Here is a 14,521-nt window from a genome sequence, read left to right as displayed (position 1 = left end):
CCCGATTATTGAACTGAACAACTGAGTGGCGAGCTTGCTCGCCATAAGGGGTCTTTGCGCCCTGAAGAAAGCCCCTCCCCACTGCGGGAGAAAAATCTAATCCCCTGTGGGAGCGAGCTTGCTCGCGAATGCGGTGGGTCAGTTCGCGAAGATGTCGGATGTGCCGAGGCTTTCGCGAGCAAGCTCGCTCCCACAAGGAAATCTCATTGCCTGAACTGACCCGTTTTTTGCAGGAGCAATCATGACCCGTCCAAAGAAAGCCGAACCCGTTGCGCACGCCGAGCCGTCGAGAATCCGTGAAGGCCTGCCCTTCCCGCTCGGTGCGACCTGGGATGGTCTGGGGGTGAACTTTGCTCTGTTTTCCGCCAACGCCACCAAGGTCGAGCTGTGCATTTTCGACGATGCCGGTGAAGTCGAACTCGAGCGCATCGAGCTGCCGGAATACACCGATGAGATCTACCACGGCTACCTGCCCGATGCGCATCCGGGGCTGATTTACGGCTACCGCGTTTATGGTCCTTATGACCCGGCCAACGGCCATCGCTTCAATCACAACAAACTGCTGATCGACCCGTACGCCAAACAGTTGGTGGGCGAGCTGAAATGGTCGGAAGCGCTGTTCGGCTACACCATCGGCCACCCCGACGCCGATCTCAGTTTCGACGAACGCGACAGTGCGCCATTCGTGCCCAAGTGCAAGGTCATCGACCCGGCGCACACCTGGGGCAATGACCATCGCGTCAGCGTGCCTTGGGACAAGACCATCATTTATGAAACCCACGTGCGCGGCATCAGCATGCGTCACCCGTCGGTGCCGGAAAACCTGCGCGGCACTTTCGGCGGCTTGATGGTCGACGACGTGCTCGAGCACATTCGCAAACTCGGTGTTTCGTCTGTCGAACTGCTGCCGATCCATGCCTTCGTCAACGATCAGCATCTGCTGCAAAAAGGCATGACCAACTATTGGGGCTACAACAGCATCGCCTTCTTCGCCCCGGACCCGCGTTATCTGGCCAGTGGCAAGATTGCCGAATTCAAGGAGATGGTCGCGCACCTGCACGATGCCAACCTCGAGGTCATTCTCGACGTGGTCTATAACCACACGGCCGAGGGCAACGAGCAAGGCCCGACCCTGTCGATGCGCGGTATCGACAACGCCTCGTACTACCGCTTGATGCCGGACGACAAGCGCTACTACATCAACGACTCCGGCACTGGTAACACGCTGGATTTGAGTCACCCGTGCGTGCTGCAAATGGTCACCGACTCCCTGCGCTATTGGGCCAGTGAAATGCACGTCGACGGTTTCCGCTTCGACTTGGCGACCATCCTTGGCCGCTACCACGATGGTTTCGACGAACGCCACAGCTTCCTCGTCGCCTGCCGCCAGGACCCCGTGCTGCGTCAGGTGAAGATGATCGCCGAGCCCTGGGACTGCGGCCCCGGCGGCTATCAGGTGGGCAACTTCCCGCCGGGCTGGGTCGAGTGGAACGACAAGTTCCGCGACACCGTGCGCGCCTTCTGGAAAGGTGATGACGCCCAGCTCGCCGACTTTGCCAGCCGCATGACGGCCTCGGGAGAGATGTTCAACCAGCGTGGGCGCCGGCCGTATTCGTCGGTGAACTTCATCACCGCCCACGACGGTTTCACCCTCAACGATCTGGTCTCGTACAACGACAAGCACAACGAAGCCAACGACGAGAACAACCAGGACGGCAGCAACAACAATCTGTCGTGGAACCACGGCGTCGAAGGCCCGACCGACGATCCCGAAATCAATGCTCTGCGCCATCGGCAGATGCGCAATTTCTTCGCCACCCTGCTGCTGGCCCAAGGCACACCGATGATCGTTGCCGGGGACGAGTTCGCCCGCACTCAGGACGGCAACAACAACGCCTACTGCCAGGACAGCGAAATCGGTTGGGTCAACTGGGACCTGAGCGAGGACGGCAAAGCCCTGCTCAAATTCGTCAAACGCCTGATCAAGCTGCGCCTGACTTATCCGATCCTGCGTCGCGGCCGCTTCCTGGTCGGCGAATACAACGAAGACATCGGCGTCAAGGACGTGACCTGGCTGGCCCCGGACGCCACGGAGATGACCACCGAGCACTGGCACGACGCGCACAATCGCTGCCTCGGCATGCTCCTCGATGGCCGCGCGCAGGAAACCGGGATTCGCCGCAAGGGTGGCGACGCGACCCTGCTGCTGGTGGTCAACGCGCACCACGACATCGTCAACTTCACTTTGCCGGAAGTGCCGGACGGTGGCTTCTGGACCTGCATGATCGACACCAATCAACCGTCGATTCGCGGCCAGGAACGCTTCGACTTCGGCCACGAGTATTCGGTGACCGGGCGCTCGTTGCTGTTGTTCGAACTGCAACGTGACGAAGAAGATTGATATGGACTTTCAACATTATCTGGCCCGCCGTCCGCCAGATTACGCCGACACCAACGCCCTCGGCCGTTGCCTGCGGGCGATGGTCGAGGCCGGCCTCGACCGCTTGCCGTTGCCCGGCAGCGGTCACACGCTGGAGCGTTTTCAGCGTCTTTCCGAGGTCGGCGGGCACGATCTGGGGCTGTGCAAACTCTACGAGGGCCACACCGACGCGCTGGCGATCATCGAACAATTGGGCGGTACGCCAACGCCCGGCAGCACGTGGGGCATGTGGGCTGCCGAACCGCCGCAGGCGCGGGTGAAAGTCACGCCATCCGGACATATGGTGACGTTGAACGGGCGCAAGGCCTGGTGCTCCGGCGCAGCTGTGCTCAGCCACGCCTTGCTCACCGCGTGGGACGCTGATGATCAACAGCAACTGGTAGCGGTCGCGCTCGATCAACCTGGCGTGACCATCACCGATCAAGGCTGGCAAGCCGTGGGCATGGCGGCCACCGGCAGCGTTGAAGTGCTGTTCGACAATGCCGAAGCGCAGGCCATCGGCAATCCCGGTGATTACCTGCAACGGCCGGGTTTCTGGCAAGGTGGCATCGGCATCGCCGCTTGCTGGTATGGCGCATCGCGACGGATTGCCGAAGCGCTGCGCCAGCATTGCGCGCAACGCGATGAACCGCATGCCCTCGCCCACCTCGGCGCGACAGACACAGCGCTGCAAGCGGCCGCCGATGTGCTGCGCTTCAGTGCGCTGCAAATCGATGCGCAGCCCGAGGCCGACGCTGAACTGCTGGCCCGTCGCGCCCGCGCGGTGGTCGAACAGTCTGCCGAACAGGTCATGCGCGAAGTCGGTCGTGCGCTGGGTGCCGGGCCGTTTTGTCAGGATCGGCATTTTGCGCGGCTGAGTGCCGACTTGCCGGTGTTTCTGCGCCAGAGTCACGCCGAACGCGACCTTGCTGCGCTGGGCCAGCAGATTGCCGGTCAATCCCGCGAGGTCTGGGCGTTATGAAGGACAACCCGATCGTCGGCCAGGGCACTTCGCTGCAGCAATGGCAGGGTTCGCGGCGCCTGGCCGAGTTGCCCGCCATCGACATCCTTGACCTCGTACCGCTGGGATCGCGGGCGGTGATCGTCGCACCGCATCCGGATGACGAAGTGCTCGGTTGCGGCGGCATCATGCAGTTGCTGGCGGCAGCCGGACGTCCTTTGCAGTTGATCTCGGTCACCGATGGCAGCGCCAGTCACCCCGGCTCGCAACGCTGGCCGGTCGAGCGTTTGAGCGTGGTGCGTCCGCAGGAATCGGCCGAAGCCCTGCGTCGCCTCGGTTTGCCGATGCACAGCCTGAAATGGCTGCGCGGCGGTTTTACCGATACGCAAGTCGCGGCTCAGGAAACCGGGTTGAGCGATTTCATCGCCAGTTATCTGCATGCCAGTGACGTGGTGTTCACCACTTGGCGGGAAGATGGCCACAGCGATCACGAGGCCGTCGGCCGCGCCAGTGTCGAAGCGGCGCGCCGCGTCGGGGCTGCCTGTCATGAACTTCCGGTCTGGACCTGGCATTGGGCAACTCCGGAAGATGCCTCGGTGCCATGGGAACGGGCGCGCAAGATTCTCCTTTCGCCCACGCACATCGCGCGTAAACGCCACGCGGCGCATGCATTCGCCAGCCAGTTGGAAGGCGATCGCGACGTCGGGCTCGGGCCAGTGCTCGCGCCTTATGTGCTCGATCGATTGTTGCAACCTTTTGAAGTGGTGTTCCTTTGAGCGTCGATGACCGCTATTTCGACGGGCTGTTCGCTGGCAATGACGACCCGTGGGCGTTCCGCCAGCGCTGGTACGAGCAGCGCAAACGCGCGATCACCCTCGCTGCCCTACCCCGCTCCCGCTACAGGTCGGTTTTCGAGCCGGGTTGCGCCAATGGCGAACTGAGTGCGGAACTGGCACCGCGCTGCGACCGTTTGCTGTGTTGCGACACAGCGAGCGCAGCGGTGAAGCTTGCGCGCACTCGGTTGAGCATTTTCGAGCATGCCGAAGTCCGCCAGGGACGCCTTCCGGGTGACTGGCCGGAAGAGAAATTCGACCTGATTTTATTCAGCGAAATCGGCTACTACCTCGACGAGGAAGATCTGACAGAAGTCATCCGCCGAATCAGTGAATCGCTGACGGCCGACGGCCAATTGCTGGCCTGCCACTGGCGCCCGCCGATTGAAGGCTGCCCGCTGAATGCGCGTCAGGTACACGATCAGATCCACGATCAATTGGCATTGCCGCGACTGGTGCTGCATCAGGAAGCGGATTTCATTCTGGAGCTGTGGAGCCGCGAGCCACGCTCGGTGGCGGCATTGGAGGGCTTGCGTTGATCGGTATTGTCATTCCCGCGCACAACGAAGAGGCGCTGCTCGATGACTGTCTGCGTGCAGCCCTGCGCGCCAGTCAACATGCGCAACTGGCCGCTGAGCCGGTGGAAATCCTGGTGGTTCTCGACAGCTGCAGCGACGCCTCGGCGCAGATCGTCAGTGCTTATCCGGTGCTGAGCCTGCAGATCGATGCACGCAACGTTGGCGAAGCCCGTGCCGCCGGTGCGCGCCTGCTGCTGGAGCGCGGTGCCCGCTGGATTGCCTGCACCGACGCCGACAGCCGCGTTGCCGATGACTGGCTGGCGGCGCAGCTCGGACTGGAAGCTGACGCAGTGTGCGGAACGGTCACCGTCGAGCATTGGCCCGAGTCGATCGATGAAGCAGCGCAGATTCGCTATCACCGCCACTACCAGGCCCGCGACGGTCATCGGCATATTCATGGTGCCAATCTTGGCGTCAGTGCCGAGGCCTATCGCCTTGCCGGTGGTTTCAAACCCCTGACGTGCGACGAGGATGTGCATCTGGTGCGCGCTCTGGAGCGCAGCGGCGCCAATATCGTCTGGAGCCATCGCCCACAAGTGCATACCAGCGCACGACTCGACAGTCGGGCCAAGGGTGGTTTTGGCGACTATTTGCGAAACCTGGTACAGATGGAATAAAAAAATACGGTTCAGATTGATCTGTGACGCGACGAATCCCGTGTCTTGAGCAATACTCTGGCTCGCAGTCATCCAAGGGTTGGAAAACTGCAGGTTTGCTATTCATTAGCCTTCACGGGCCGTGATCAGCATTTGCTGTTCACGACTGAGGGCGAGACACAACAAGGACGTCGCACTCATGAAACCGTTAATCCTCAATGAACATGGCCTGCCCGCGCAAATTTGGAACAGCGCGGCGCAACTCGACAATATCCCCGTCATCAACACCCACAGTCTGGTGCCCGCCGGCGCCCGCGCCGTGATCATCGCGCCGCATCCGGGCGACGAAGTGGTCACCTGCGGCGGCTTGCTGCAATTGCTGTCCAGTCTCGGTCATCCACTCCAATTGCTTTCCATCACCGACGGCAGTGCCAGCCATCCAGGCTCGCGGCAATGGTCGGAAAAACGTTTGAGCGTGTTCCGTCCACAGGAAAGCGTCGAAGCCCTGCGCCGTCTCGGCTTGCCGATGCACAGCCTGAAGTGGGTACGCGGCGGTTTCACCGACAACGCGCTGAATGAGCAGCAAAATCAACTGACTGAATTCATCGGCCGGTACCTGCGACCGGGGGACGTGGTATTCAGCACTTGGCGCGAGGATGGCAACAGCGACCATGAAGCGGTCGGACGGGCCAGTTTCGATGCGGCGCAAAAGGCCGGCGCAACCTTCCATGACGTGCCGGTCTGGGCCTGGCACTGGCCCGAGCGCGATCACCAGCACATCCCATGGGAGCGAGCACGCAAGTTACGCCTCGACACCTGGACCGTGGCGCGCAAAAGCCACGCCACTCACGCCTATGCCAGCCAGCTCAAGGGCGAACCAGCCATCGGCATCGCCCCACTGCTGCCGCCGGTGATCCTGGAAAGAATGCGCTTGCCGTATGAAATCGTGTTCGTCTAGACACCATCCCCCCTGTAGGAGCGAGCCTGCTCGCGAAAGCGGTGTGTCATGTGTCAGATGTATTGAATGTGATGAAGTCTTCGCGAGCAGGCTCGCTCCCACATCCGCCCAGCAGTGAATCATCGGAAGGAACTGCCACCCCTTCACACCAGTCGCATGAACAGGCATGGCCCAATTCAGAGGAGTGAACGTGTCCAGCGATCCCAAGCGTCAAGCGGTCGACGCGCCAGTCATTCATCGCCTGCGGGTACTCACGGTCAACACCCACAAGGGCTTCACCGCGCTGAATCGGCGGTTCGTTCTCCCGGAGCTGCGCGAAGCGATGCGCAGTACCTCGGCCGATCTGGTGTTTCTGCAGGAAGTGGTGGGTGAACACGAACGCCATTCGAGTCGCTACAACGACTGGCCGCAAACTTCGCAATACGAATTTCTTGCCGACAGCATGTGGAGCGATTTTGCCTACGGGCGTAACGCCGTTTACCCCGACGGCCACCACGGCAATGCACTGCTGTCGAAATACCCGATCCGCGAATACCGCAATCTCGATGTGTCGATCACAGGCCCTGAACGGCGCGGGCTGTTGCACTGCATCCTAGATGTGCCCGGGCATGCCGAGGTGCACGCGATCTGTGTGCATTTGAGTCTCCTGGAAAGCCATCGGCAACTGCAGTTGCAGCTGCTTTGCCAGTTGCTTGAATCACTGCCCGACGATGCGCCGGTGATCATTGCCGGCGATTTCAATGACTGGCAGTTGCAGGGCAATGCCGCCCTCGCCCGGCGCGACTATTTGCACGAAGCCTTCGAGCGTCATCACGGGCGCCCGGCGAAAACCTACCCGGCGCGTTTTCCCTTGCTGCGGCTGGACCGGATTTATCTGCGCAATGCGAGCAGCCATGACCCCAGAATTCTTGGCAACAAACCGTGGACGCACCTTTCCGATCACCTTCCTTTAGCGGTTGAAGTGCACCTGTAGCCGCGTTTTTGACAGCAATTAAATGACAGGTCATTCGTCCGGTCGCGCACCGACATGACCTTTCGTCGGTGGCGGAAATCTGTCAGCTGTGCGGGCCACAAGCGTTTTTCCATGCAAACAATCACTTAGTTATGTGCAGAAAAACAAACGCTTGCGAAGCCTGATTTAATCACGCCATTCATCGTGCATTTTCTTGACGCGCAGGCGTCGCTCTTCTTATCTCTACCTTACTACCCCCGGAATCACTACTGGGACTGACCTTCCGGCACTCGCGAAATCGAGCAGCCGCGGTTCGTCCCGCTCTATTCGGTCGCCCCTCGTTCGGGGTAGGAGAGACGCCAAACTCGAGATGACGCATGCGCTTGCAAGGTAGACCTCCATGAAAACTTCACTGACCTCACACGAATTGAAAATCACCCTTTGCACAGTGTCCGGTTCGCTGTTGCTGTGCTCGTCCATGGAGGCACATGCGGGTTCTGCGGCGGATGAAACCATGTGGTATCGCGCCGATGTGCCGGTGATGACTTTGCCGGTTACCGTGGTAACGCCCGGGCCGTTGCCGTTGAGCCAGCAGAGTTCGCGCCTGATCACCGAGGATCTCGCGCCATCGGCCTGGGATGAGCTCTATGGCCGAAGCGCCCGACGCGCACAAACTGATGCGCTGTCCTCTGGTTATGCGATGCCCGGCGGCGAGTTCAAAGGCCCGGCCGTGGTCACATTGAAGAGCGGCAATGGCGCCACCCAGATCCTTGGCCTGATCGGCGGTGACAACCAGATTCAGATGAGTGCTGACGGCGCACTGACCCGCCGCGCCCTCGCCGCTCCGAACACTGACAGCCTCAATCTGCAAGGTCAGAGCCTTGGTGCCTATTACAGCCTGGTGGGCGCGCAGGGCTGGCATGTTGACCTTTCGGCCAGTGGCGGTCGGGTCAGCGGTTTCAGTCGGACACCACAAGGCAATCGTCAGGCCACCGAAGGCAGCGCGATGACCTTTTCCGTCGAGGGCGGCTATCCGATCGGTCTGAGTGAGAATTGGGTGGTTGAACCGCAGGCGCAACTGATCAACCAGCGTATCAGTCTCGACGCGCCTTACGCTGGATCGAACACTTCTTCGACGGACTTGACCGCATGGAGCGGCCGCGTCGGGGCGCGGCTGAAAGGCAGTTACGACCTGAACGGTTTACCCGTCGAGCCGTACCTGCGCACCAACCTCTGGCACACGGTGTACACCGGCAGCACGGTAACGCTCGATCAGGTCGACAAGATCAGCAGCAGCCGCAAATCCTCAACCGTTGAATTGGGCTTGGGACTGGTGGCGCGAGTCACGCCAGCAGTGAGCCTGTACATGAGCGCCGATTACAGCAGCGACGTGGACGACAATGATCTGAACGGCATCATCGGCAGCCTCGGCGTGCGGATGCGCTGGTGAGCTTCAGATTACCGAAAACCCTGTGGGAGCGAGCTTGCTCGCGAAAGCGGTGCCACCTTCAACATCATCGTTGATTGACATGGCGCCTTCGCGAGCAAGCTCGCTCCCACAGGTGCTAGCCCTGCGGCTTGAGGATCAACACCGCCAACGGTGGCAGGTTCAGCTCCAGTGACAGCGATTGACCATGGCTTGGCACCTCTTCGGTCAATGCTCCGCCACCATTGCCATAGTTGGAACCGGCATAAATGTCGGCGTCGCTGTTGAACAGCTCAGTCCAGCGCCCGGCGAACGGCACCCCGACGCGATACGACTGGCGCGGTACCGGGGTGAAGTTGGCGACTACCAACACTGGCGAGCCATCCTTGCTCCAGCGCAACCAAGCGTAAACGCTGTTGATCGCATCATCGCCAATCAACCACTGGAAGCCCTGCGGCGCATCGTCCTGGTCGTGCAGCGCCGGCTCTTCGCGATACAGCCGATTGAGATCGCCAACCAGTTTCTGCACGCCTTTGTGCTCGGAGTACTGCAGCAGGTACCAGTCCAGTTGCTGATCGTGGTTCCACTCGCGCCATTGACCAAACTCGCAGCCCATGAACAACAGCTTCTTGCCCGGATGAGTCCACATGAAGCTCAGATAGGCGCGCAGGTTGGCAAACTTCTGCCAGCGGTCACCGGGCATCTTGTCGATCAGCGAGTGCTTGCCGTGCACCACTTCGTCGTGGGAGATCGGCAAGATAAAGCGTTCAGACCAGGCGTAGACCAGACCGAAGCTCAACTCATTATGGTGATGGGCGCGGTACACCGGATCCTGCTGGATGTAGTGCAGCGAATCGTGCATCCAGCCCATGTTCCATTTGTAGGAGAAACCGAGGCCGCCCTGCTGGGTGCTTTGGCTGACGCCAGGCCATGCGGTGGACTCTTCGGCAATCACCAGCGCACCCGGAGCTTCCAGCTCAACCACATCATTCAAATGACGCAGGAAATCGATGGCTTCGAGGTTCTCGCGCCCGCCGTGGCGGTTCGGCACCCATTCGCCAGCCTTGCGCGAATAGTCGCGATACAGCATCGACGCCACCGCATCGACACGCAGACCATCGATATGGAAGTGCTTCAGCCAATGCAGCGCCGAAGCGAGCATGTAGCCGTGCACTTCGGTGCGACCGAGGTTGTAGATCAGCGTGTCCCAATCCTGGTGGAAGCCTTCCAGCGGATTGCCGTATTCGTACAGCGCGGTGCCGTCGAACTGCGCCAGACCGTGGGTATCGGTGGGGAAATGCGCCGGCACCCAGTCGAGAATCACGCCGATGTCCGCCTGGTGGCAGGCATTGACGAAAGCGGCGAACTGATCCGGCGTGCCATAACGTGCGCTCGGGGCGAATTGCGAGAGCAACTGATAGCCCCAGGAACCGCCGAACGGGTGCTCCATGATCGGCATCAATTCGATGTGAGTGAAGCCCAGCTCTTTGACGTAAGGAATCAGCCGCTCAGCCAGTTCCGGCCAAGTGTACTGACGCGCGACTTCACCCAGATCATCCAGTTCGCACTGCCAGGAACCGGCGTGCAGCTCGTAGATGGACAAAGGCTTGGAGCGCTGCTGGCGATCCCGGCGGGAATTCATCCAGTCGTGATCCTGCCAGTCGATCTGCAACGGCGAGGCGACTTTCGACGCGGTGTCCGGCGGCAGGCTGGTGGCCAGCGCCATCGGGTCGGCCTTGAGCGGCAGAATGCCGTGGGCACCGAGAATTTCGTACTTGTACAACTCACCCGCTTGCAGGCGCGGGATGAACAACTCCCAAACCCCCGAAGGATGGCGCAGGCGCATCGGGTGACGGCGCCCGTCCCAGACGTTGAAATCACCGACCACCGACACCCGGCGGGCATTCGGTGCCCACACGGCAAAGCGCACGCCGTCCACGCCATCAACGGTCTTCAGCTGCGCACCGAGGCAGGCGCTGAGGTCGCGGTGATTGCCTTCGGCGAACAGATACAAATCCATCTCGCCGAGCAGCTGGCCAAAGCTGTAGGGATCTTCGGCCAGCTGTTCGCCACCGGCCCAGCGCGTGCGCAACAGGTACGGCCGCGCCTGATCGAAATGGCCAACGAATAGCCCCGGCGTTTCGGTCATCTGCAGCGGGCCAATTTCTTCACCGCTGTCCTTGTCCAGCACCGAGACACTCAGCGCGCCCGGCAGATAAGCCCGGATGAACTGCCCGCCGGCGCCATCGCCGTGCGGGCCGAGGATCGAAAACGGGTCCTGATGTTCAGCGCGTACCAGGGCGTCGATGTCGCGCGCCGAGGGTAACAATGCTTCCTTTACCACACCCTGTTCCTTGTTCGAGAAACTCATGACTACTCTCCACCAAGATCGGAAAAGGGTTTAAGCCCAGTCAATAATCCATACAAGCCGTGCAACGGCACGGGCAGCCACGTTGGGCGGTTTTCCGCTTCGTAGGCCACCTCGTAAGCGGCTTTTTCCAGGCCGAACAACGCCAGCGCGGCGTCGGCGCCTTGAGGATCCTGCCAGGCATGCTCAAGACTAGCTGCCGCCTCGCGATATGCCTGGACAAATGCATCGCGTGCCTCGCGCAGATAACGCTCGGCGACGCGTTTGCGCGCTGTTTCAGCTTCAGTGCTGTTATCAACGTTGTGCACGTTGATCGTCATCGCCGCTGCGTAATCGAACGAACGCAGTACACCGCTGACGTCCTTGTACGGGCTGTGCTTGCCGCGACGCTCGCTCAACGGCCGCGCCGGTTCGCCCTCGAAGTCGATCAGGTAGGCATCGCCCTTGATCACCAGTACCTGGCCCAGATGCAAGTCGCCGTGCACCCGAATGCGCAAACCGCCGGTGGCTTTCTTCGCCAGATCCTGCACATGGGCAAGAATGGTTTTCTTCTCATCGAGCAGACGCTTGACCAGTTTCTGGTCCGCTGCGTTCAACTCGCCTTGATGTTGCTTGAGCAATTTCAAGGCATGTTCAACCTGCGCGGTGACGTCCTTGCTTGTCGCAGCCATGTCCTTGCTCGACGACACCTGCGGAGCGAAGTCGGCGTTGTCGGTTGGCGCAGCGAGCACCTGATGCATCTCGCCCAGACGCTGACCGAGCATGCCGGCGAAGTCCTTCAGCTCGCCCAAAGCGTTGTAATGCTGTTCCTGCTCGGACATGGCGTCGGCCAGTTCATCGCGCAGCGCCCGTTCGAGGTTGTTCTGCGTCCATTCCCACGCATCGCCCTGATTGCTCAGATAGCCTTGCGCAATCATCAGCAGATTGTCTTCGCCCTGTGCGTCACGGCGAATCACCGAACCGAGCAGTGGAGAGATATTGGCAAACCCGGCCTCGGTCAGGTAAGCGCTCATCTCCAGTTCCGGGTGTACGCCAGAAGCGACTTTGCGTATCAGCTTAAGCACCAGGCTGTTGCCGATCACCACGGAGCTATTCGACTGCTCGGCCGACAGGTAGCGCACATCCGACTCGGCGCCAAGGCCAAGCGTTTCCAGATGCGGCGTCTGTTCGAAGCGGATTTCGCCTTCGATCGACTCCAATACCGTGTTGTTCTGCATGCCTTGCAGCACGGCGCGGACAAAGGTTTCCAGACTGAACGCATCAGTGATCAAGCCAACCTGACGCACACGGCGTACACGCGACAGCGCCAATTGCTGCGGCAACGGCGGGCCGACGTGGTCCTCGGCGATGAAGCCGAACGGCAGTTGATAGCGGTTGGTCTGGCCACCGCTGGTGACTTCGATCTCGCTGAGCAGCACTGGATGCTGGGCGTCGCCGAAGCGCACGCCGTAAGCCAGGTTGACCTTCTCGATCGCCGCATCCTTGCCGGCGAACCAGCGACGGTTCTGCAGCCAGCTCGGCAGGATGCTTTGCTCCAGCGTCGTACGAGACGGCGCTTCGAGCAGTTCTTCCATGCGTTTTTTCAGCACCAGCGTGGTGAAGTCCGGCAGGCTCTGCGCCGGTTCGACGTGCCAGCTTGGCATCTGGTTTTCCGTCGCCAGGGCAAACCAATAGAAGCCGTACGGCGCCAGGGTCAGGAGGAAATTCAATTGGCCGATCGGCGGGAACGCGTTACCGCCAAGCATTTCCACCGGCACCATGCCGACGTAAGCCGACAGATCCAGTTCGACCGCTTGCGCACTGCGCGAGACGTTGGCCACGCACAGAATGATCTCGTGCTTGCCGTCGGCGTCGGTGTATTCGCGGGTGTAGGCCAACACGCGACGATTAGTCGGCGAGAGCATTTTCAAGGTGCCCCGGCCGAACGCTTTCGATTGCTTGCGCACTGCCAGCAGACGCCGCGTCCAGTTCAACAGCGAATGCGGATCGCCGGACTGGGTTTCAACGTTGACCGACTGGTAGCCATATTGCGGGTCCATGATCGGCGGCAGCACCAGACTGGCCGGATCGGCGCGGGAGAACCCGCCGTTGCGGTCGATCGACCACTGCATCGGGGTCCGCACGCCGTCGCGGTCGCCGAGGTAGATGTTGTCGCCCATACCGATTTCGTCGCCGTAATACAGGGTCGGCGTGCCGGGCATCGACAGCAACAGGCTGTTGAGCAGTTCGATACGGCGACGGTCGCGCTCCATCAACGGCGCGAGACGACGGCGAATGCCGAGGTTGATCCGCGCGCGACGGTCAGCCGCGTAGTAATTCCACAGATAATCGCGCTCGCGATCGGTGACCATTTCCAGGGTCAGCTCATCGTGGTTGCGCAGGAAGATCGCCCATTGGCAGTTCGCGGGGATTTCCGGGGTCTGGCGGAGGATGTCGGTAATCGGGAAGCGATCTTCCTGAGCCAGCGCCATGTACATGCGCGGCATCAGCGGGAAGTGGAACGCCATGTGGCATTCATCGCCATTGACGCCGGCAGCGTCGGTGTCGCCGAAATACAGCTGGGTGTCTTCCGGCCATTGATTGGCCTCGGCCAGGAGCATGCGGTCGGGGTAGTTGGCGTCGATCTCGGCACGGATCTGCTTGAGGACGTCGTGGGTCTCGGGCAGGTTTTCGTTGTTGGTGCCGTCGCGCTCGATCAGGTACGGAATCGCGTCGAGGCGCAGACCGTCGATGCCCATGTCCAGCCAGTAACGCATCACCGACAGCACGGCTTTCATCACTTGCGGGTTATCGAAGTTCAGATCCGGCTGGTGCGAATAGAAGCGGTGCCAGAAGTACTGACCGGCGACCGGGTCCCAGGTCCAGTTGGACTTCTCGGTGTCGAGGAAAATGATCCGCGTGCCGTCGTATTTCTGGTCGTCATCGGACCAGACATAGAAATCTCGCGCCGCCGAACCCGGCTTGGCCTTGCGCGCACGCTGGAACCACGGGTGCTGGTCGGAGGTGTGGTTGATGACCAGCTCGGTGATCACCCGCAGCCCGCGCTTGTGTGCTTCGGCGATGAAGCGCTTGGCGTCGGCCATGGTCCCGTAGTCGCTGTGTACGCCACGGTATTCGGCGATGTCGTAGCCGTCGTCGCGGCGTGGCGAGGGATAGAACGGCAGCAACCAGATGGTGTTGACGCCGAGATCGGCAATGTAATCGAGTTTGGCGATAAGCCCGGGAAAGTCGCCGATCCCGTCATTGTTGGAGTCGAAAAACGATTTGACGTGAACCTGATAGATCACCGCGTCCTTGTACCAGAGCGGGTCTTTGATGAAGGCGGCTGCCTTGGGTTTCTTCGCCATGTGGAACTCCTGTTGAATTCTGGAAAAACCGTGAGCCGATCACTTGACTCAGAAGCGCTGCACAACCGGTGGGAGCGAGCCTG

Annotated in this window: 10 protein-coding genes; 8 read left to right on the top strand and 2 right to left on the bottom strand. The window is 60.8% G+C overall.

Translation table 11 applies throughout. From position 1 onward, the window contains the following. Positions 1-241 precede the first annotated feature (241 nt). The 8 genes from glgX to AC0Z4S_RS02790 all read left to right on the top strand — a co-directional run bounded on the left by glgX (position 242) and on the right by AC0Z4S_RS02790 (position 8,747). Positions 242-2,401 (top strand): glycogen debranching protein GlgX, encoded by a 2,160-nt coding sequence (gene glgX, locus AC0Z4S_RS02825; protein ID WP_253501584.1) that lies wholly within the window; start codon positions 242-244, stop codon positions 2,399-2,401. Between the two features lies 1 nt (position 2,402). Continuing rightward, positions 2,403-3,401 carry an acyl-CoA dehydrogenase family protein gene (locus tag AC0Z4S_RS02820; RefSeq protein ID WP_485621956.1) on the top strand — a complete coding sequence of 333 codons (999 nt, stop codon included), beginning with the start codon at positions 2,403-2,405 and terminating at the stop codon, positions 3,399-3,401. Continuing rightward, a complete protein-coding gene (locus AC0Z4S_RS02815) occupies positions 3,398-4,156 on the top strand; it encodes a PIG-L deacetylase family protein (protein WP_253501580.1) in 759 nt (252 codons plus the stop codon). The genes AC0Z4S_RS02820 and AC0Z4S_RS02815 overlap by 4 nt, the downstream gene beginning before the upstream one ends. Further along, positions 4,153-4,752, top strand: a complete 600-nt coding sequence (locus AC0Z4S_RS02810; RefSeq protein WP_485621955.1) for an SAM-dependent methyltransferase — start codon at positions 4,153-4,155, stop codon at positions 4,750-4,752. Before AC0Z4S_RS02815 ends, AC0Z4S_RS02810 begins: the two co-directional genes overlap by 4 nt. Further along, entirely contained in the window at positions 4,749-5,408 is a 660-nt protein-coding gene (locus AC0Z4S_RS02805; protein WP_485621954.1) for a glycosyltransferase family 2 protein, read from the top strand. The genes AC0Z4S_RS02810 and AC0Z4S_RS02805 overlap by 4 nt, the downstream gene beginning before the upstream one ends. Positions 5,409-5,586: 178 nt before the next feature. Next, positions 5,587-6,345: a PIG-L deacetylase family protein gene (locus AC0Z4S_RS02800; protein WP_471877925.1), complete on the top strand. Its 759-nt coding sequence runs from the start codon at positions 5,587-5,589 to the stop codon at positions 6,343-6,345. A gap of 190 nt (positions 6,346-6,535) precedes the next feature. After that, positions 6,536-7,318, top strand: coding sequence for an endonuclease/exonuclease/phosphatase family protein (locus AC0Z4S_RS02795; protein ID WP_016774637.1), 783 nt, complete (start codon positions 6,536-6,538; stop codon positions 7,316-7,318). A 379-nt stretch (positions 7,319-7,697) separates the two neighbouring features. Then, positions 7,698-8,747: an autotransporter outer membrane beta-barrel domain-containing protein gene (locus tag AC0Z4S_RS02790; RefSeq protein ID WP_485621953.1), complete on the top strand. Its 1,050-nt coding sequence runs from the start codon at positions 7,698-7,700 to the stop codon at positions 8,745-8,747. A gap of 115 nt (positions 8,748-8,862) precedes the next feature. On the opposite strand, the gene glgB is transcribed toward AC0Z4S_RS02790, so the two are convergent. Beyond that, positions 8,863-11,094 (bottom strand): 1,4-alpha-glucan branching protein GlgB, encoded by a 2,232-nt coding sequence (gene glgB, locus AC0Z4S_RS02785; RefSeq protein ID WP_485621952.1) that lies wholly within the window; start codon positions 11,092-11,094, stop codon positions 8,863-8,865. A 2-nt stretch (positions 11,095-11,096) separates the two neighbouring features. Next, positions 11,097-14,438: a maltose alpha-D-glucosyltransferase gene (gene treS, locus AC0Z4S_RS02780; protein WP_485621951.1), complete on the bottom strand. Its 3,342-nt coding sequence runs from the start codon at positions 14,436-14,438 to the stop codon at positions 11,097-11,099. Positions 14,439-14,521 lie beyond the last annotated feature (83 nt).

This window comes from Pseudomonas sp. 1L-B-1-E-C1 (assembly GCF_057291835.1).
The sequence above is the reverse complement of the archived record's forward strand: the minus strand, read 5'-3'. Positions and strand labels throughout refer to the sequence as shown.